Below are 17,537 nucleotides of genomic sequence, written 5' to 3' on the forward strand. Positions count from 1 at the left end.
CTATTCAAAATCTGTATCATACCGTTCCACATTTTGCTCTAGATTCCTTTCAATATCTGTCATCCTAACAAGATCGAGGAGATTAAACCTGCCATCATGGTGCCACCCTGGTTTTGCCTGGTTCATTTCACCGATCGAACATATTCTATTTACACCGTATGTTCCTAATTGATTGGCGAGTGAAACAAGTCTGTTTGGAGAAACAGCCAGACCGCATGATTGTAAATATGGCTGATAAGGCTTAATGGCAGATAGCACACTTTCCACCGATTCGACTGAGTATACATGAACTAACCGATTTAAAGGGGAACCTTCAAATCCAGTTTCTTTATGAAAAATGACTGTCCAGGATGTGTCTGCATGACTAGAGAAAACGGCCGCGTTGTCATGTTGGACGGATTCCAGCTGATAGCGGCTTCTTACCCGTTGAATGGCCATCGATTCTTCATCGTTAAGCTTTGCCCGTGGTCTTTTTTTATGATAACGTTCTAGTTCCGCTCCCAACATCTGAGCAAATTGCTTTGAACTTATGGACCCTCCCTCTTCCACATAAATTGTTTGGGGAGATAAACAGCTTTGTTGGTCGTAGATAGACACATCTTCAGCCATCTTTTTGATGGTGTCATAGTAAAGGTCAGGAGTTAATGCTTCTTTTCCGATGTAGGCAAAGCTGATTTTATGTCCGTAGCTCAAAAACCTTTTATGTGGAGGAACCTTCCGTCTAAGCTTTTCAACCGTTTCATTTGAACCGTATACAATCACCGCCTCGCAGTGTTCGATGGCCGGCTCTTCTAGTTCAATCGTCCCGCCCTTCCAAGGGAGGATGGCGATGGTTTCAGCCAGTTTTTTATCTACCTCCGCTAAGGACTTTGTAAAGAGAACGGGGAACAGTGGTTCAGCCATGGAGGTTTTCCCTATATTCCCTGACTTGACCAAAAGCCCCATGATGATACTCCATACCTGTACTCCCGGAACATTCCCTGAGAAAACATGGAATATGGTATTTGGTCCAAAGGCTTTGCTCATACCTCCTGATTTTCGAGGGCGAAACTCATCCAACATCGCGGGCTGGTCAAACTCCTCGTCAAGAAAGCGCAATAATTCCTTTTTACGAAAGGTCCGTATATATCTTTTTAATTGAAGCCGCACCATTTCTTCATCATAACCAGTAATCATAGGGATCAGATTTTCCGCTAATTTTCGAAGCGGATAGTCAGGCTGAAGCCATTTTTGAACGGCCAAGTCTATTTTTTCCACAATATCTGTAATGGATAAAGTGGATAGATATTGGTCCCGATTCCATTGAACTTGTTCTATGATTCCCTTCAATTCTTCTCCTGTGATCACAGGGAATTTTAATACAAATGTCATGTCCTTTCCTATAACTGTTTCTGAACGAAACTGGTTTAATTCAATCAAATCCGGTACACTGAAAACGTTCAGTTCCTTGATAGTATTCACTGCTGATTCACACCACCTGTATTTACTTGCATAAGCTGGTCAACCGCAATGGAACAACCTCTTGCCTCGGAACCCTTTATTCTCCCAAGCAGCACAAATCCATGCTCCGTTTTATACCCCATATCTTCTGTTAGAATAGCCAGACAGGAATTCCAATTGGCAAGATCATAGTGTGCAATTACGCCTCTTTCCCCATCCTTTACCGGCTCTAACGTGTCTGTGTTTAGTACAACAGTCTTAACCCATGATGGACTTTTTTTATCATAGATTTCAGAATTATTTAGATAAGTGCTTCGTATGGTTTGATCATAGATTTGAGAACTTAGCTCCGTCATTCCGTACATGTTTATACATTGATTGCGTCCAATTCCAAAAAACTCACGAAACTCCGAATATAAATGCTCCATTTCCACTTCACGGGATTGTCCCTTAAAGCCCCCTGTATCAAATATACGGCTATCTTTTGCCAGTTTGAACTGAAGTTGTTTCTCTTTTAGATCATCAATGATATGGACAAATGCAAAAGTCGCGCCTATTAGCAGCACAGGCTCCTCTTGTGACTCACACCATCTTAAATCTCTGATCAGCTCGTCTACATTCAGTCCTTTATCAGTAAAGAAGAATTTACTATTTTCAGTGCCGAAAAAGGAAACTGCATTGGTCAAATATCTAGATAAAGATGAATTTTTGTTCAGATCTTCTGCAGGTGAGAGAACAAAAATGGTGATTTTCTCACGATCAGGCAGCACAAAATGCTTAAAAGGTCCCTTCATTGATGCATCCCATACCGCAAGATCCGGGTGATAATTTTTCCCCTTTGCCTCAGGGTTTGTGGTACCCGAGGTCATAAAAACGTGTTTCACTTCTTCAATTGGCTCACAAGATAAAGTCAATTCTTTATATCCCTGAATGGGCATGGGTGGAATATCCTCCCATCGTTTGACGGAAAGCGGCGTCCTTTTTTTCGCCTGGCAAAACTTCTTATAGGCCAGATTATGCTGGAATTGGTAACGAAACAATTTTAGCGCCAGCTCATTATAGGAATGTTCCTGTTCCTCGTGTTGGTTAAATTTCCCTTCTTCACAACGGTTTATAAATTCAAGAATTTGTTGTGTTAGCATTTTGGAATCTTCTCTCATTTTTGAGCCCCTCTTTTCAGTCTATTGGGTATGTTTACAAGCAACAATTGAAGCAGCACCGATGAAAATGCCCCGATTAATATACTGTTAGAAAGGAATGTACCTAAGATTCCTTTTAGATTCGTGGCATAGTTAGGCAGTGAAATCGCAAGCAGAATGGAAAGCCCCATAATCAAATAGTTTTTTTCTGAATGCTCCGCTCTTGCTAAAATAGAAATACCTGTAGATACAAGCGTCGCGGCAGCAGGTAAAAAGATACCTCCAACAACCGCATCAGGTGTTAAGGCAAGCAAGGCCCCGATCTTTGGAAAAAAACCGAACAACAAGAAAATGGCACCTGCCACCATCACCGGAAATCTTGATCCGACACCCGTCAACCTAAGAAGCCCTACATTTTGTGCATATGCTGTGGTAGGGAAACCGCCAATAAGCGAGGAGAGGAATGAACCGGCGGATTCACCCGCAAATCCATTGCGAATTCGTTTGGAATCTATTTCAGTATGCAGCATCGCTCCTGCTGCTTGATAGACACCCATTGCTTCAATAATCGCTACCATATAGGCCACAAAAAAAGTAAGAAACGTGTCCCAATGAAAAGTTAAATTTCCATAGGGAAGCAGCTGTGGAATCCCGAACCACGGTTTACTATCGATCAAAGAAAAATTGGTCTTCCCTAGAATGACAGCAAGGACATCCCCAATAACGAGAGCAATTAAAAAGGAATAAGATTTCCAAATGCCTTTCCCAAAAAGAGATAATAAAATAACAATAATTGAAGTGGAAATCGACAGTATTAATGTGGATGGGCTGGCAAACGACTCATCACCAGGTGAACCCCCTAAAAATTCGTACAAGGTAAAGCCAGATAATGAAACTCCAACCAGAAAGATGACTGTTCCAGATATAACAGGTGTAAATATGACTCTCAAACGGCCAATTACCCCGGTAACAGACAATAGAAAAACGATAATGGAACTAAGAAAAATACCGCCACTCGCTGCAGCTAAACCATTCGCCTTTCCCGAAGCAATCATAATGGAATCAAAGGCAGCCGATGGGCCTTGAATAATTGGCAATTTTACTAATTTAGTAGCTTGTGTCAAGGTAACGATTCCAGCCGTAATAAATATAGCATTAACGATATTAGCCGATTGTGATAGAGGTAAACCAATCATCGCCGCGACAAAAATAGGATCAAGCCATACGTTTGACACACAAATATGCTGCAGAGCATATAAAAAAGTTTTCCATGCAGGGAGTTTCTCCTCCAAACCAATATTCATTTCTTTGTTACTCATACTATTCACTTCTTGTATCTTTTTCATGATGTAATCTCCTTCTCTGTTTATCTATTTATAAAGGATTAATCGACATTCCATCCCTATTTATAGATTGGGATTTGCAGCGACTCATCTTTGTTTTTCCGGTTTTCGGTGATGCTTATGTTTTTTCAAAAAAGGATTCCTGTGTTTTTTTTATTAGAAAAAGCCAGGTCCAATATTGGACCTGGCTCCGCAGCTTATGAAATAAATAGTCTTCCACCTAAGCTACTTTCCTCCGCTGGTATGGTCCAGATCAGGTCCAAAGGGTTAAAAAACATTTGTTTTTCTCTCAGCCCGTCAAGGGGCACCCCTAGTAGTATTGTATATTTATTAGATTCAGTTAATAATAACTCTTAAATAGATGGAAGTAAAGGTTCAATATTCAACTTTTTTTATTTTGTTGCTATAAAAGATTTAGTAATTTTTAATAAACTTGCGTTAGTACTTCCAATACCTTTCCATGTCAATACGTCATTAGTGGATGATTAATTTTTAACTGTTATTTCCAACTGCTTTTTGATCCGATAGCTTACGATGACATAACTTAGTCCAAATAACCCAAACAGCATAACCCCTAAAATCTCAAAATCCAGTTCAGCCGATGGGAAGAAGAACGTAAACGCTTCATAAAAGGATACCCCATAGGCTAATGCTACAATAACCCAGCCCATGATACGAGAAGCGGATTGCCCTAACCGATTGCTGTCTTTAATCAACCGAAAGGCTACGATGGAATCAAAGGTGTCTGTAATCATCATCCCAGCCATAAAAATGATTCCTAATAAAACCGGCAATAAACTAGCCGTATTCCCTGCCGCAATCGCCCACATCGATGTTTGGCTAACCGTTTCCGCTGCCAGTGCAAATAAGCCGCCAATTAGAATCACAAAAAAGGGATTCGTTGTTTCTTTCAACATCTTTGGCAGGAACTTCCCCTTGATTCCCTTGACCTGGAAATCTTCTTCAGCTGAGGATTTGGTCCGTAAAAGATTAAAGATATTTAAGGTACCAATTGCGAAAAGGGAAACAATGGAGATCCAAGTAACCAGTGCATTCACTAGATCCGGAATGGTAAAACTCTTCATAAAAATCCCTAAGATCGCCGCGATGATCGTTACAACTAACCCGTGCCCAAAGGAAAATAGCAAACCAACCCAGCGGGCAATCGGACTATTCAAACGCCCGTTATAACGGGTCAATCCATCTATACATGCCAGATGATCGGCATCCAATCCATGACGCAGCCCTAACACAAATACAAGAAGAATTAACGAAATAGTTTCCATCAATCAATCCTCACTCCCTTATAAACTCTTATTCCTGATTTCCCCATTCCTCATAAAATATTAGATTCTCAAGTGTTCTTCTTTTCTCCCAGTTCGCTTGCTCTAGAATGGGGGCAGATGGATATTCATTGGTGTATCCAATCGAAAGTAAGGCAACTGGATCAATATGGGGCGGTATATTCAGGATATCTCTGACATCATTTTTCTTATAAAAACTTACCCAGCCCATCGCTAATCCCTCTGCATATGTCGTAAGCCACATGTTTTGAATCGCACAGGCTACCGAAAGAATGTCCGTTTCTGGGATCGAATTTCTTCCTAATACATGGGAGCCCCCGCGTGTGGAATCACAGGTGACACAAATGGTTAACGGCGCCTGTTTGATGCCCTCCACTTTCAGTTCCAAAAATTTCGTTTTTTGTTCATCCTCATAGTGGATGGCCAATGCTTTTCGTTCCTTTTCTGCCGCCCAGGCCAACCGTTCTTTTATTTCGTCTGAAGAAACGATTATAAAATTCCAGGGCTGCATAAATCCTACGGATGGCGCATGATGGGCCGCTTGAAGAACACGTTGAATCACCTCAGGACTTACCGGATTGGGGAGAAAAGTACGGACATCTCTCCTTTTATAAATACAATCGTAAATCACTTCTCGTTCCTCTTGACTAAACATGGTAACCCCCTTTTGAACTCAAACTTTGCGAGTCTTTCAAATTATGATCTTTTCCTTGCTTTCATAATGAAATAAATTTATAGGAACACCCTTGAAAGCGAGTGACATTTCCCTAAATAAGTGTTTGACCACCTCATCACCGTTTGGAAGGTTTCCATCTAGTAAAATCCCCGCGACCGTTCCACTGTGGGCAACAACAATTCCGCCCTGATAGCAATCGGCCAGCTGATCTAATAGAGGAAAAACAGCCTTTGGCAATATTTTTTGATTCACCCGTGCACTGAGGGTTGCTGCCCCCCCAATATAAGTTAAATTTTTCTCCTTAAACCCTTTTGTAACGAGATCAAAAGCTTTAATAAATTGCTGTTGATCGTTCTGGCTGTATTCTTTCGGAACTTCATTAAATTCAATTGTATTGATCATCCCACCCAAGTCGATACCAACGAGGATGAATGGAGGTAAGTCCCCAAAGCTTTCGATCAACTGACCGTTGATATAGTCATAGGCCACTGTCTCCTCATACATCACCCCATCGGTCGGCTCCACTTTTGCAGCAATCATCGAGATGATTTCATTTGTAAGCGGAAGAGAGAAGCTGTCAGCAATTGCTCTTAATGCGGCCACAATGTCGGCCGAACTGCTGGCCATTCCCTTGCCGGCTGGGATATTGGATTGTATTTCGAGATACCCTCCTCCTCTTATTCCAAAGAGTTGCAGTAACAATTCTCCCGCTTTCTTCGCTTTCATCTTGTAATCTACGACTCTGATTCCGGAAACGGCTCGTTCTGGCACAAATCTAGCCTTACTTCGTAAACTTGGGATAGGTAAAGTGATTAAAAATGGGCGCTCATTGATGATTCCTTGGACCAATTCTCCAAATGTTCCATTGCAGCTTCCTTTTCCTAGTTTCATATCATTAGACTCCCAAGGCTTTAAATTTGGATTGGCTCACTTTCCGGGGACATTGGCTCAATTTTGGCAGGGATTGGCTCATATTCCGGAAACTTTGGCTCATTTTGGGCAACGATTGGCTCATTTTTCAACCAAATTGGATTATTTTCCATATTTACCCAAAACAGCCTATATAAAAAGATAAATATGCATATTCTATTACCAGCTACTTTAAACCCATTACCACTACTATCGATATGACTACAAATAAAATCACGCAGATAGTTGAGGTGGTTTTCATGATTGTTACGGCTCGGACTATATCATTTGCTTCAATGGACCGCAACGGTTCGCCCATTTTTGCCCGCTCAGATGGTACACCGAAATAATAATTCGTGCCCCCCAGTTGAATTTGAAGCGCCCCTGCAATGGTTGCTTCAGGATAACCGCTATTTGGACTCGGGTGAAGCCTGGCATCCCGTTTCATCATTTTCCATGCCCCCGCTATATCCAGTCGGTTCACCCAAGAAGCGAGCAGCATCATTCCAACCGTTAACCGGGCAGGAAGATAGTTTAATAGATCATCTAGTCGGGCCGAGGCCCAGCCTAAGTTTTGATATTTGTCATTCTTATAACCAACCATTGAATCTAACGTATTAACCGCCCGGTACAACATTGCAAGCGGGGCACCCCCGATCAGGGCAAAGCATAACGGTGAAATGATGGCATCGACAATGTTTTCCGCCACGGTTTCCACAGCCCCCCTTGAAATTTCACTTTCCTCGAGGTTTTCTGTATCTCTTCCGACAATCATTCCCAGACTTTTTCGCGCAGCCCTTACGTCCTGATTTTTCAAGTGACGGAATACTTCCAAGCCTGCATCAGCCAATCCTTTTGTCGCAATGGTCGTTGAAATTAACCAGATTTCCGCAAGGACAGCAAGAACGTGATTCAGCTGATTGAGGCCGTAAAGCAGAAACGAAACGATTAAATAGCTGCCGCCAGCAATCAGAAGCGGGAATAAGAGACCTGCCAGTTTCAAATACCTTTCCTTTACGATGATAGAACGAATCGCTTTTTCCAGTAGACTAATAGACTTCCCGATGATGACCACCGGATGAGGCAGTGAGCGAGGATCACCGATGATTCGATCAATAAAATAGGCAAAAACAATATAAATGGCATGAACTAACACGAATTCTCAGCCCTCCTGATTTCTTACTGCTTCACATGTGGCCTCATAAACAAGGCAGCCAATCGTATTCCCAATGGTGGTGGCGGTTCCGGCAAATAGATGGGTAGGAAGATGATCGGCTTGACTGGCTGCCAAGACAACCGAATCGGTGGTCGTTCCAGTCGCAAACTCTCCGGATTCTACTTTTATCTGTAAATCTTGCATTGCAGCGGCCTTAGCTTCGGTCGCTGTGATAATACCATTAATCATGGCCGCCTCTGTCAGTCTTCCATCAATAAACAAAAACGTATTAATGGTCCCGCATTGGTACGCAGAATACGTCTTTCTCTTTCTTCCTGCCCTTTCACGATTTCCTACTCCTGCGGTCACACAGCAGACGATCCGAAATTCATCGCCATGTTCCTCTTGGATGGAGGCACAATGAATTTTAGCCGCGGTTTGTAAGCCTGCCGTCTGTTCCAACGGATATTCCCATTCGGTAATTTTTTGTTTCATAAGTAAAATTGGGTCATTGGAGGCATAATCCAAGGGTACCTGCCAATTGACAAAATGGCTGACCTGTTGGAATCCCCCGCCATGAACGGCACTGCTGAAGGCGGCCAATCGGCGTGGGAATTGAAATAAGAGATGGTCCTCTTTTTTTACCATCCTTAATTCGGGCCATATTCTCGATGTGATCTGATTCTGTTTGCGAAATGGCTGCACCTTGTCCTCCTCACCCTTCTATCTTTTTTCCTAACGTAAAGATTCTCGTTTGGTCATTCCACTTCATCATTATGGCTTTGCCGTGTCCGAGTCCTTCGACGTTCCAAAATTCGTTTGGATCCCCTTTTACCCATTTACTTAGAATCCAGCGAATGGGCCCCCCATGACTGACGATGACGATTGTTCCAGTTGGTTGTTCAGTATTTAAAGTTGTCTCCAACCAATCATCGACCCTTTTCCCCAACTGGATTAGTGTCTCTCCGTTAGGAGGAGCGATCATATAAGGATCGAGTATCCACTTCTCAAGTCTTTCTGGATCTTTCTGCCTAATTTCTTCATAGGTCCTGCCATCAAAATCACCGAAGTGTAATTCTCTTAGGGCAAATATTGGTATTGGTTTTAACTGAAACTCATTTCCAATCACCTGAGCACTTTCGACGGCTCTTACTAGATCACTAGAATAGATGGCAGTAATCGGTTCAGTTTCCGTCCTTTTTAAAATCTCGCTCAAGCCCTTTAGCTGCTTCCGTCCCTGTTGATTTAATGCTGCATCAAAATGTCCCAGATAACGTCGTGCAGCATTTTCATTCGTTTCCCCGTGCCTGACTAAAATGATTCTCATCCCATCAACCTTCCAATCGCCAAGGCCAGAAATAGAGAGACACATTCGCTCCATTCCACAATCGCGCCATAACAATCCCCTGTTAGCATGTTTAATTTTCGGTAAATGTTGAAAATAAACAGGACGGTCAGAAGGCTCGTCATTAATAAGAGCACAATCCCGTTTAATCCTGTTACCCAATAGCTGATCACCAAAATCAAAACCAAATGGATCAACATAATAGGGTATGATAAAAAGGCTGATAGACCGGATCCTAGTCCTGATTCATTTCGATACGGCCAGAATTTGATCGCACAAATGAGCAAAAATCGGGCTATCCAAGGACTTAAAACAAGTATCAGCGGCTCATGAAATTCAACTATTTCATACACCGCAACGATTTTTCCTGCGATTAGGCAGATCGCGGCAATCACACCCATCGCACCCACGCGGCTATCCTTCATGATTTCGAGCATTTCGTCACGGCTTCGATTGCTGCCCCATCCATCCGCTAAATCCATCCAGCCATCGATATGTAAACCACCTGTAATCCATATCCAGGCAAGAACAATTAAAAATGCACTGACAGGAGCCAGAAACAACTTTCCAAATCCAAACATAGCCAGCCATAACAAGCCGCCAATCAACAATCCAATCAACGGAAAATAAACAGGGCTTTTTTTCCAATCGGTATTTGAAACCTCCATCTTCGGAACGGGGATGCGCGTGAGGAACATCAGGGCTGCTAGGAACGCCTTCATTATTTCAGTCTCAGTGGCAGACCGGAAAAGACGGCATAAGCTTCATCCGCTTCGGCTGCAATTAATTGATTGATTTTTCCGAGAACATCCTGAAAAAAACGCCCCAACGACGATAACGCGACCCCGCCCATACCGACCTCGTTCGAAACGACAATCACATGCTGTTGTTTTTCTTGTATCCCTTTAAGCCAGAGTTCCACTTCCTCTATCAAACTGGTTTTCTTGTTGTCTTCCTTCAGTTCCGGCTCTGTTAACCACATGCAATGATTGGCCAGCCACGAAGAAATACAATCAACTAAAACGACATCATAGTCTTGATAGACGGTTTGAACAGAGGTGAGTTCGGTGGGTTCTTCTAATACGCCCCATTCACTTGGGCGCCGCTTCTTATGGATATCAATTCTTTTTTCCATTTCTTGATCGGTTTGAACGCCAAACGCGACATAAAGGACTCGGCCTGCTTGCCTGAAAGCCACCTGTTCCGCAAATTCACTCTTTCCGGATCGAATTCCTCCTGTGACATAGGTTAAGGTCATAATAGATCCCCCTCTTTGCATACTTCCATTAAGGCTTGGATCAAACATTGATTTTCTTTCTCGGTTCGAATCGCAATCCGAAAATCCTGATCCGTTAACCCCGGGTACATGGCACAGGAGCGTATTAAGATTCCTTTCTGACCTATAAGCCACTGTAAATGAGCCGCCGTGATGTCAGCTGTTATCCTTACTAACAGAAAATTCGCTTGTCCCGGAAAAACCTGCCACCCTAACTTCTCCTCAATCGCGCGTTTAACATAACTCCTTTGCTCCTGAATCAGGGCGATTGTTGCTTCCTCGTATTCTTTTTCATTCAGGACCGCTTCTCCAGCCATTAGGGCCATTTGGTTGACGCTCCAAGTTACTTGTTTCACCTGCAGGTTTAAAATCAGGTTTGGATCGGCCACCATATACCCCAGCCGGAGACCAGGGATTGCATAGAACTTTGTCATCGAGCGAACCAGGATTACCTGTTTCCACCGTTTTAAATCCTCAAGCAGCGTGATTTGTGTTTCGAGCGGAAGAAAATCAATAAATGCCTCGTCTATTAACAAATAGGTATTCGTCTTCACTGCCTGTTCTGCCATCTCAACGAGTTCTGCCTTTGAATACGTGACACCAGTTGGATTGTTGGGATGTCCAACAAATACAAGATCGGTTTTCGCTATTAATTGAAGAATATCCGATCGAACCGGCTTAAAATCATTTTCTTCCCTGCCATAACATGATTGGATTTTTGCACCAAAAGCTCTAGCAAGCTGTTCATATTCCGAAAAGCAAGGATAGATGACACCGACCGTTTCAGGCTGCAAGCCTAAAATCGCAAGGGAGATACACTCGGCTGCCCCATTTCCAATCAAAATCTGTTCAGGTAAAACAGAGTGCTTTTCTGCCAGCTTTTGTTTAAGGACACGCTGGGCAGGATCTGGATAATGAACGATTGACTCCAGCTGCTCCTTGATCAACTCGATTAGATTAGGTGGAGGACCAAGTGGATTGATATTCGCACTGAAATCCAACAGCTGAGTAGAATCTTTCCCAAACAGTTGCCTGGCCGTCAGTAAATCGCCGCCATGTCCAAATTTTTCAATGTAGACCATTAAAACTCAATTCCCTTCACGGCAGGAATTCCTTCATTATAATAGTGCTTAACGGGCCTCATTTCGGTTACTAAATCAGCGCATTCGATGATCTCCTCTTTGGCTGACCTACCGGTAATGACCAGATGCATTCCCTTGGGCCGCTGCTGAACCAACTCCAATACTTCTGTCAACGGAAGGACATCATCAATCGGGAATTTATCAATCGCGAGTGCATTATTCAGTTCATCTAAAATGACAACATCGTAACCGCCAAACTGTACCTTTTCTTTCGTAAACGCCCACGCTGTTTTTAGTGCTTCGCGATGTTCCTCCGGTGTTTTCGTCCACGTAAAACCGACACCTGTCTGTACAATTTCAATCCCTAATTTTTCGAACGTGATTTTTTCACCGTATGTTCGATCAGGCGATTTGATAAATTGAATCATGAGCGCCCGTTTTCCCCGCCCGGCGGCACGAACGGCGAGCCCAAGGGCTGCCGTCGTTTTCCCTTTTCCATCACCGGTATAAACTAATGTAAGACCGCGCTTTGCTTTGTTTTCTGTTACCTCTTCCATCCGCTTCACTCCTCGTTACAGCCAGACTGTTTTTTCTTCAAACGATGTCCGAGCCGGCACCTTCGCCTTTTTTAATACTTCTGGATCGGGATAACCGATAAACAAATTTCCGATAATTTTCTTGTTTTCGGGTGATCCAATAAACTCAACCAATCGTTGGTCGCGAACAAGTCCGACGCCCCTTGTCCGCCAGACCAGCCCTAGTCCCAATTCTTTGGCGGCAAGCCACATCGAATGAATTGCGCAGCATACGGCATATTCATTATCGGCAGAGGCCTCTTCATCGCCTGGGACGATGTCGGCTGTCACGACAATATGAACGGGTGTGGTTTTCAGTACTTTTAAGGAGCTTTCAATTAAATTTGGTTTGGTTGGAAAGCGTTCCTGTAAATAGTCATAGGCCAAGGCCTCATAGCGTTTTTTCGCTTCGCCTTTAATCACATAAAAGCTCCATGGTTCCCGCATCCGGTCATTCGGTGCCCATGTCGCTGCTTCTAATAAGCTATGAATCTTTTCATCTTCGACATCTCGCGCCGCATAATCACGGATCGCTCTGCGATTTTTGATTTCCGCTATAATCGACATCTTAGTCCCTCCCTATTCCAACTATTTGTTTTTCATCTGCTTCTTGAAACCAGCGTAATTTCTCGCGCAGGCCGACCACATCACCCACGAGAACAATCGCTGGATGAGTAATCCCCGCTTCTAGCACCCGGACTTCGATATCCTTTAAACTTCCGGTCACCGTTTTCTGCTTGGCCGTCGTCCCCCATTGGATAATGGCGGCTTTCGTATCAGGGCTTTTTCCGTTCTCGATTAATCTCGAAACAATATAGGTTAAATTTCCAATTCCCATATAAAAGGCAATCGTATCGATTCCTTGAGCAAGGGCTGGCCAATTTAATTGATCCTCATCCTGTTCCGCTCGGCTGTGGCCAGTGACGATCGCGAAGGAGGAAGCATAATCGCGGTGGGTCACCGGAATTCCGGCATAAGCAGGCGCTGCAATACCAGCAGTAATCCCCGGCACCATTTCATAGCGGATCCCATGTTCCGCGAGAATTTCCGCTTCTTCTCCGACACGGCCGAAAATGCAAGGATCGCCTCCTTTTAATCTGGTGACCGTCTTGCCCTGCCCCGCTTTTTCAATTAACAGCTCGTGAATTTGATCCTGAATGATCTGGTGTCTTCCTGGCTGTTTGCCGCAAAAAATCAGCTCTGCCTCCGCCTTTGCATATTTCAGCAGTTCCTCATTTACTAAGCGGTCATATAAAATCACATCTGCCTCTTGGATACACTCCATCCCGTAAACCGTAATTAACTTAGGGTCTCCTGGTCCAGCTCCAACGAGATACACTTTTCCATTTGTCATCTTCTCGCTCCTTTCCTCCGTTACTCATTTGAAATTCCGGCTGATGCAAAGGTGGCCATTTCTTTCAGCATTAAGGTCGCTGATTGTAGGATAGGAAAGGCCACTGCCGCCCCGCTTCCTTCGCCAAGCCTCAAATCTAAATCAAGCAGTGGCTTTTTGCCTAATAACTGCAGCGCAAATTCATGTCCAGGCTCGACGGAACGATGACCGACTATCATATAATCCGCTGCTGTTTCACAGATTTCCCTTGCCAAAAGAGCTGCTATCGTGCAAATAAATCCATCTACCAATATCGGGATCCGGTTCCGAGCGGCGGAGAGCATTGCACCAGTCATACCGGCTATTTCTAAACCTCCAAGTTTAGCTAAGATATCGATTGGATCCTTCCGGTCAGGGTTTCTATCCTTTAGTGCCCGTGTGATGACCTCTTGCTTATGTCGGATTTTTTCTGTCGCAATCCCTGTTCCCCTGCCAACAAGGGCACTGATGTCCTGTCCGCTTAGAACCGCTGCGATCGCACTGCTTGGCGTCGTATTGCCAATCCCCATTTCACCAACAATTAGGCATTTAATTCCCTGTTGAATCATCTGTTCCGCCCGTTCATAGCCCACGGCGATGGCTTGTTCGGCCTCTTCTATTGTCATGGCATCCTGCTGGCAAATATTATTCGTTCCATAGCGAATTTTCCGATTCACAAACCCATCTGCCTCTATATCTGCTGCTACACCAATATCGACGACTTCAAATTTGGCTCCGATTTGCCGGCTAAAGACATTGATGGCCGCACCGCTGTTTAAAAAGTTCATGACCATTTGCACGGTTACTTCCTGCGGAAAAGCGGACACCCCTTCTTCAACCACGCCATGATCAGCGGCAAACACGATCACTCCAGGCGGTGACACGACCGGAAAGGAGTCAGATGTCATTTCCGCCAGTTGAATCGCTAATTCCTCTAATCTCCCCAAACTGCCCGGAGGTTTGGTTAACGTATCGATATACTTACGAACTTGCTGCCCCATTTCTCTGTCGAGAGGCTGGATCGCTGTTTTTGCGCTATTCATTGGGTGATCCCCCTTTTTTGGTAATCCTTCATTAATTGTTCTATGACATCGAGTTTTACATGTTCCCTAACATGTTCTGCCAGACGGTCAAACGCTTCTTCCCTCAATTGGTTAAAAGATGGGCGGTTGTGGATCGGCTCCAAGCCCTTTTTGCGTCGGATCTGATTAAGCAATTCCTCGCGAAATTCATCATTATGAAATATCCCATGAAAATAAGTGCCAATAATGGTTTCGTCTGAAGAATGACAGCCATCCCATTTTTCATTCGTAAAAATAAGCCCTTTAGACATTCCCGTCGTCAAGGTTTCGCCCATATGAATCTCGTAACCTGTCACATGAAAGTTTTTACCGAAAAGATGCAACATCCCATTTGATAGGATCGTCGTCTTTTCTTTCGTAATGGTCGTTTCAATTGGCAGTAACTGAAGAGCGTCGATTTCTTGATGGAGCGACTCGATCGCCAACGGATCCTCAATTTTATCACCGAGCATTTGATAGCCGCCGCAGATTCCGAAAAGGACGGTGTGTTTCTTTTTCTGTAATTCTGCTATTTTTTGAGCGATGCCGCTCTTTTTTAAAAACAGCAAATCTTCAATTGTATTCTTGCTGCCTGGGAGAATCACTAAATCTGGGTCGTGCAATTGATCTGCTCTCGTTATAAAACGGACATGACAATCAGGCTCGGCAAAAAACGGGTCGACATCGGTGAAATTGGAGATTTTCGGATACTGGATCACCGCGATATCCAATTCTTTTTCTATATTTTGAGTGGAGGTATATTGATTTAAAATCACGGAATCCTCGGCATCAATATTTAGATTTTCCAAGTAAGGAATCACGCCGAGAACGGGTTTACCTGAATACTCCTCAAACCACGTTAATCCAGATTCCAGCAGGTGGATGTCGCCGCGGAATTTATTGATAATCACGCCTATCACTCGGTCGCGGTCCGCTGGTTCCATCAGTTGAAGGGTGCCTACTAAACTAGCAAACACTCCGCCTTTTTCGATATCCCCAATCAGGATCACAGGGGCATCCACCATTTTGGCTACTCGCATATTGACCATTTCCCGATCATTCAGATTTATCTCGGCCGGACTGCCTGCCCCTTCAATGACAATCCGTTCATAATTCTGGGACAGGGTGGAGAGTGATTGTTGAATCAACTCCAATCCCGTTTGAAAGAATTCCCGGCGGTACTTTCCTGCTTCCATATTCTTATATGGTTTACCATGGACGACAATTTGGGATTGGTTATCCCGGTTCGGCTTTAGTAGAATCGGGTTCATATCGGTGGTTGCCTGAATCCCTGCGGCTTCGGCCTGAACTCCCTGTGCTCTGCCGATTTCTTTTCCGTCCACGGTGATATAGGAATTTAACGCCATATTTTGTGATTTAAACGGAACCGTTTTATATCCGTCCTGGGCGAAAATCCGGCAAAAGGCCGTCACGACGACACTTTTGCCGACATCCGAATTGGTACCTTGAAACATAAGTGGAAGAGCTTTAACCATTTTGTTTGAACTCCTTACATTTCTTCACCCAATTTTCCACAAGCTCAGGGCATGAGCCAAAATGAAAATGGGTATAACCTGCAATTAAATTCCCTTTCCGATAGCCCTCCTGCTTAAAACCGCGCATTCCTTTCGTTTGGTAAGCCGGGTCAAAATCCGTTCTCGGATGAAAGGTAGAGTAGTGAAATTCATGGCCTCTTGCACTCAGATTTCCCGCTAACAAGAAATTCTCTCCTTCTGCGGTGATTTCCCGGTATCCCAAAGCCGCTAGTTTTGTCTGCATTTTCACTTTTCCGGGAATGATCCCGACCATTTCATAATTTGTTTCATCTGTCGTTTCTAATGATTCGGTTAAGTACATAAACCCGCCGCATTCCGCCAAGGTTGGCAGTCCTTTTTCAATGGCCGATCGAATCGAGTCCTTTACCTCTGTCAGTTTGGTCAGCTCCTCGGCAAATTCCTCTGGGAACCCGCCGCCGATATACAAGCCATCGACTTGTTCCGGCAGGCATTCACCCTTTAATGGAGAGAACTCGATCAGCTCTGCTCCGGCGGCTGCTAACATGTCGAGGTTTTCCTGATAGTAAAAATTAAAAGCGGCATCTCTTGCGACTGCAATTTTTACAGTTGCCTTCTCCGCTCTCTTAAACTGCGATTCTTTTACCTTTAAGGGGCAAGCTTTCGCCAGCTCATATAAAGAATCTACATCGACGGTTTCAAGCACTAAATCACCAAGCTGCTCAAAATATGGATCCAATTCTCCCCGTTCAACGGAGGGTATCAACCCTAAATGCCGTTCCGGAATCGAGAGTTCCTCGTTTTTTTTCAAATAGCCAAGGACGGGAATGCCGCATTCTTGTTCAATCGCGGTTTGGACGATTTTAAAATGCCCTTCGCTCCCCACCCGATTGGCGATCACCCCGACAATATTTGCTTCCGCCAGAAACGTTTGAAATCCCTTCACAATGGCCGCAGCACTACGGGCCATGCTGGCACAATTCACGACCAAAATGACCGGGCTTTCGGTGATGAGACTGATTTCCGCAGTGGAGCCGGTATTGTTAAGTGGATTTTTCCCATCAAAGAATCCCATTACCCCCTCGATAACGGAAATATCCGCGCCAACACTTGCGCGGTTGACAATCTCTTTGACCATCTCGTGGTTGAGCATCCAGCTGTCAATGTTTCTTGACGTTCTTCCCGTGACGGCCGTATGATAGGTCGGGTCGATATAATCTGGACCGCATTTAAAGCCCTGGACGGTATAACCTTTTTTCCTTAAAGCAGACATCAGCCCAATGGTCAGAGTTGTTTTTCCGACACCGCTGCCTGTCCCTGCAATTACAAGTCGGCGACTAGACAT

General features: G+C 44.1%; 19 protein-coding genes and 1 riboswitch. All 19 genes read right to left on the minus strand.

Annotated features, from left to right (window positions below; all coding sequences use genetic code 11):
* The 19 genes from M3226_RS22715 to M3226_RS22800 all read right to left on the minus strand — a co-directional run bounded on the left by M3226_RS22715 (window position 1) and on the right by M3226_RS22800 (window position 17,537).
* Complete coding sequence (locus tag M3226_RS22715; protein WP_251570936.1) at window positions 1-1,461, minus strand: acyl-CoA reductase; 1,461 nt, start codon at window positions 1,459-1,461, stop codon at window positions 1-3.
* The gene (locus M3226_RS22720; RefSeq protein WP_251570938.1) at window positions 1,458-2,600 is read right to left on the minus strand and encodes a LuxE/PaaK family acyltransferase; all 1,143 of its coding nucleotides are present in this window, start codon (window positions 2,598-2,600) and stop codon (window positions 1,458-1,460) included. The genes M3226_RS22715 and M3226_RS22720 overlap by 4 nt, the downstream gene beginning before the upstream one ends.
* Window positions 2,597-3,925 (minus strand): solute carrier family 23 protein, encoded by a 1,329-nt coding sequence (locus M3226_RS22725; protein WP_251570940.1) that lies wholly within the window; start codon window positions 3,923-3,925, stop codon window positions 2,597-2,599. The genes M3226_RS22720 and M3226_RS22725 overlap by 4 nt, the downstream gene beginning before the upstream one ends.
* A gap of 210 nt (window positions 3,926-4,135) precedes the next feature.
* Window positions 4,136-4,244: riboswitch (TPP riboswitch) on the minus strand.
* A gap of 163 nt (window positions 4,245-4,407) precedes the next feature.
* Window positions 4,408-5,208: a HoxN/HupN/NixA family nickel/cobalt transporter gene (locus M3226_RS22730; RefSeq protein ID WP_251571016.1), complete on the minus strand. Its 801-nt coding sequence runs from the start codon at window positions 5,206-5,208 to the stop codon at window positions 4,408-4,410.
* Window positions 5,209-5,236: 28 nt separating this feature from the next.
* Window positions 5,237-5,881, minus strand: a complete 645-nt coding sequence (gene bluB / locus M3226_RS22735; protein ID WP_251570942.1) for a 5,6-dimethylbenzimidazole synthase — start codon at window positions 5,879-5,881, stop codon at window positions 5,237-5,239.
* Window positions 5,882-5,917: 36 nt separating this feature from the next.
* The gene (locus M3226_RS22740) at window positions 5,918-6,793 is read right to left on the minus strand and encodes a GHMP family kinase ATP-binding protein (RefSeq protein WP_251570944.1); all 876 of its coding nucleotides are present in this window, start codon (window positions 6,791-6,793) and stop codon (window positions 5,918-5,920) included.
* 20 nt (window positions 6,794-6,813) lie between these two features.
* Window positions 6,814-6,945 (minus strand): hypothetical protein, encoded by a 132-nt coding sequence (locus M3226_RS32305; protein WP_285857953.1) that lies wholly within the window; start codon window positions 6,943-6,945, stop codon window positions 6,814-6,816.
* A 53-nt stretch (window positions 6,946-6,998) separates the two neighbouring features.
* The gene (cbiB, locus tag M3226_RS22745; RefSeq protein ID WP_251570946.1) at window positions 6,999-7,967 is read right to left on the minus strand and encodes an adenosylcobinamide-phosphate synthase CbiB; all 969 of its coding nucleotides are present in this window, start codon (window positions 7,965-7,967) and stop codon (window positions 6,999-7,001) included.
* Between the two features lie 6 nt (window positions 7,968-7,973).
* Window positions 7,974-8,672 carry an adenosylcobinamide amidohydrolase gene (locus M3226_RS22750; RefSeq protein ID WP_251570948.1) on the minus strand — a complete coding sequence of 233 codons (699 nt, stop codon included), beginning with the start codon at window positions 8,670-8,672 and terminating at the stop codon, window positions 7,974-7,976.
* Window positions 8,673-8,682: 10 nt separating this feature from the next.
* On the minus strand, window positions 8,683-9,294 hold the full coding sequence (locus tag M3226_RS22755; protein WP_251570950.1) for a histidine phosphatase family protein: 612 nt from the start codon (window positions 9,292-9,294) through the stop codon (window positions 8,683-8,685).
* A complete protein-coding gene (cobS, locus tag M3226_RS22760; RefSeq protein WP_251570952.1) occupies window positions 9,291-10,034 on the minus strand; it encodes an adenosylcobinamide-GDP ribazoletransferase in 744 nt (247 codons plus the stop codon). Before cobS ends, M3226_RS22755 begins: the two co-directional genes overlap by 4 nt.
* Window positions 10,034-10,570, minus strand: coding sequence for a bifunctional adenosylcobinamide kinase/adenosylcobinamide-phosphate guanylyltransferase (cobU, locus tag M3226_RS22765; protein WP_251570954.1), 537 nt, complete (start codon window positions 10,568-10,570; stop codon window positions 10,034-10,036). The genes cobS and cobU overlap by 1 nt, the downstream gene beginning before the upstream one ends.
* Window positions 10,567-11,670: a threonine-phosphate decarboxylase CobD gene (gene cobD / locus M3226_RS22770; RefSeq protein WP_251570956.1), complete on the minus strand. Its 1,104-nt coding sequence runs from the start codon at window positions 11,668-11,670 to the stop codon at window positions 10,567-10,569. The genes cobU and cobD overlap by 4 nt, the downstream gene beginning before the upstream one ends.
* Window positions 11,670-12,227: a cob(I)yrinic acid a,c-diamide adenosyltransferase gene (cobO, locus tag M3226_RS22775; RefSeq protein ID WP_251570958.1), complete on the minus strand. Its 558-nt coding sequence runs from the start codon at window positions 12,225-12,227 to the stop codon at window positions 11,670-11,672. Before cobO ends, cobD begins: the two co-directional genes overlap by 1 nt.
* A gap of 15 nt (window positions 12,228-12,242) precedes the next feature.
* A complete protein-coding gene (locus tag M3226_RS22780; protein ID WP_251570960.1) occupies window positions 12,243-12,812 on the minus strand; it encodes a nitroreductase family protein in 570 nt (189 codons plus the stop codon).
* A gap of 1 nt (window position 12,813) precedes the next feature.
* On the minus strand, window positions 12,814-13,599 hold the full coding sequence (gene cobA / locus M3226_RS22785) for a uroporphyrinogen-III C-methyltransferase (RefSeq protein ID WP_251570962.1): 786 nt from the start codon (window positions 13,597-13,599) through the stop codon (window positions 12,814-12,816).
* 20 nt (window positions 13,600-13,619) lie between these two features.
* Window positions 13,620-14,660: a nicotinate-nucleotide--dimethylbenzimidazole phosphoribosyltransferase gene (cobT, locus tag M3226_RS22790; RefSeq protein ID WP_251570964.1), complete on the minus strand. Its 1,041-nt coding sequence runs from the start codon at window positions 14,658-14,660 to the stop codon at window positions 13,620-13,622.
* Entirely contained in the window at window positions 14,657-16,174 is a 1,518-nt protein-coding gene (locus M3226_RS22795; RefSeq protein ID WP_251570966.1) for a cobyric acid synthase, read from the minus strand. Before M3226_RS22795 ends, cobT begins: the two co-directional genes overlap by 4 nt.
* Window positions 16,167-17,537, minus strand: coding sequence for a cobyrinate a,c-diamide synthase (locus M3226_RS22800; protein ID WP_251570968.1), 1,371 nt, complete (start codon window positions 17,535-17,537; stop codon window positions 16,167-16,169). Before M3226_RS22800 ends, M3226_RS22795 begins: the two co-directional genes overlap by 8 nt.

This window comes from Neobacillus cucumis (genome assembly GCF_023715505.1).

What these genes read in the sequence shown, in the direction of transcription:
- M3226_RS22755 (WP_251570950.1), bottom strand. Translation starts at nt 9,294, where the DNA reads ATGAGAATCATTTTAGTCAGGCACGGGGAAACGAATGAAAATGCTGCA.
- M3226_RS22720 (WP_251570938.1), bottom strand. Translation starts at nt 2,600, where the DNA reads ATGAGAGAAGATTCCAAAATGCTAACACAACAAATTCTTGAATTTATA.
- bluB (WP_251570942.1), bottom strand. Translation starts at nt 5,881, where the DNA reads ATGTTTAGTCAAGAGGAACGAGAAGTGATTTACGATTGTATTTATAAA.
- M3226_RS22740 (WP_251570944.1), bottom strand. Translation starts at nt 6,793, where the DNA reads ATGAAACTAGGAAAAGGAAGCTGCAATGGAACATTTGGAGAATTGGTC.
- M3226_RS22795 (WP_251570966.1), bottom strand. Translation starts at nt 16,174, where the DNA reads ATGGTTAAAGCTCTTCCACTTATGTTTCAAGGTACCAATTCGGATGTC.
- cobA (WP_251570962.1), bottom strand. Translation starts at nt 13,599, where the DNA reads ATGACAAATGGAAAAGTGTATCTCGTTGGAGCTGGACCAGGAGACCCT.
- cobS (WP_251570952.1), bottom strand. Translation starts at nt 10,034, where the DNA reads ATGAAGGCGTTCCTAGCAGCCCTGATGTTCCTCACGCGCATCCCCGTT.
- cobD (WP_251570956.1), bottom strand. Translation starts at nt 11,670, where the DNA reads ATGGTCTACATTGAAAAATTTGGACATGGCGGCGATTTACTGACGGCC.
- M3226_RS22730 (WP_251571016.1), bottom strand. Translation starts at nt 5,208, where the DNA reads ATGGAAACTATTTCGTTAATTCTTCTTGTATTTGTGTTAGGGCTGCGT.
- cobO (WP_251570958.1), bottom strand. Translation starts at nt 12,227, where the DNA reads ATGGAAGAGGTAACAGAAAACAAAGCAAAGCGCGGTCTTACATTAGTT.
- M3226_RS32305 (WP_285857953.1), bottom strand. Translation starts at nt 6,945, where the DNA reads ATGGAAAATAATCCAATTTGGTTGAAAAATGAGCCAATCGTTGCCCAA.
- cobU (WP_251570954.1), bottom strand. Translation starts at nt 10,570, where the DNA reads ATGACCTTAACCTATGTCACAGGAGGAATTCGATCCGGAAAGAGTGAA.
- M3226_RS22780 (WP_251570960.1), bottom strand. Translation starts at nt 12,812, where the DNA reads ATGTCGATTATAGCGGAAATCAAAAATCGCAGAGCGATCCGTGATTAT.
- M3226_RS22725 (WP_251570940.1), bottom strand. Translation starts at nt 3,925, where the DNA reads ATGAAAAAGATACAAGAAGTGAATAGTATGAGTAACAAAGAAATGAAT.
- M3226_RS22800 (WP_251570968.1), bottom strand. Translation starts at nt 17,537, where the DNA reads ATGTCTAGTCGCCGACTTGTAATTGCAGGGACAGGCAGCGGTGTCGGA.
- cobT (WP_251570964.1), bottom strand. Translation starts at nt 14,660, where the DNA reads ATGAATAGCGCAAAAACAGCGATCCAGCCTCTCGACAGAGAAATGGGG.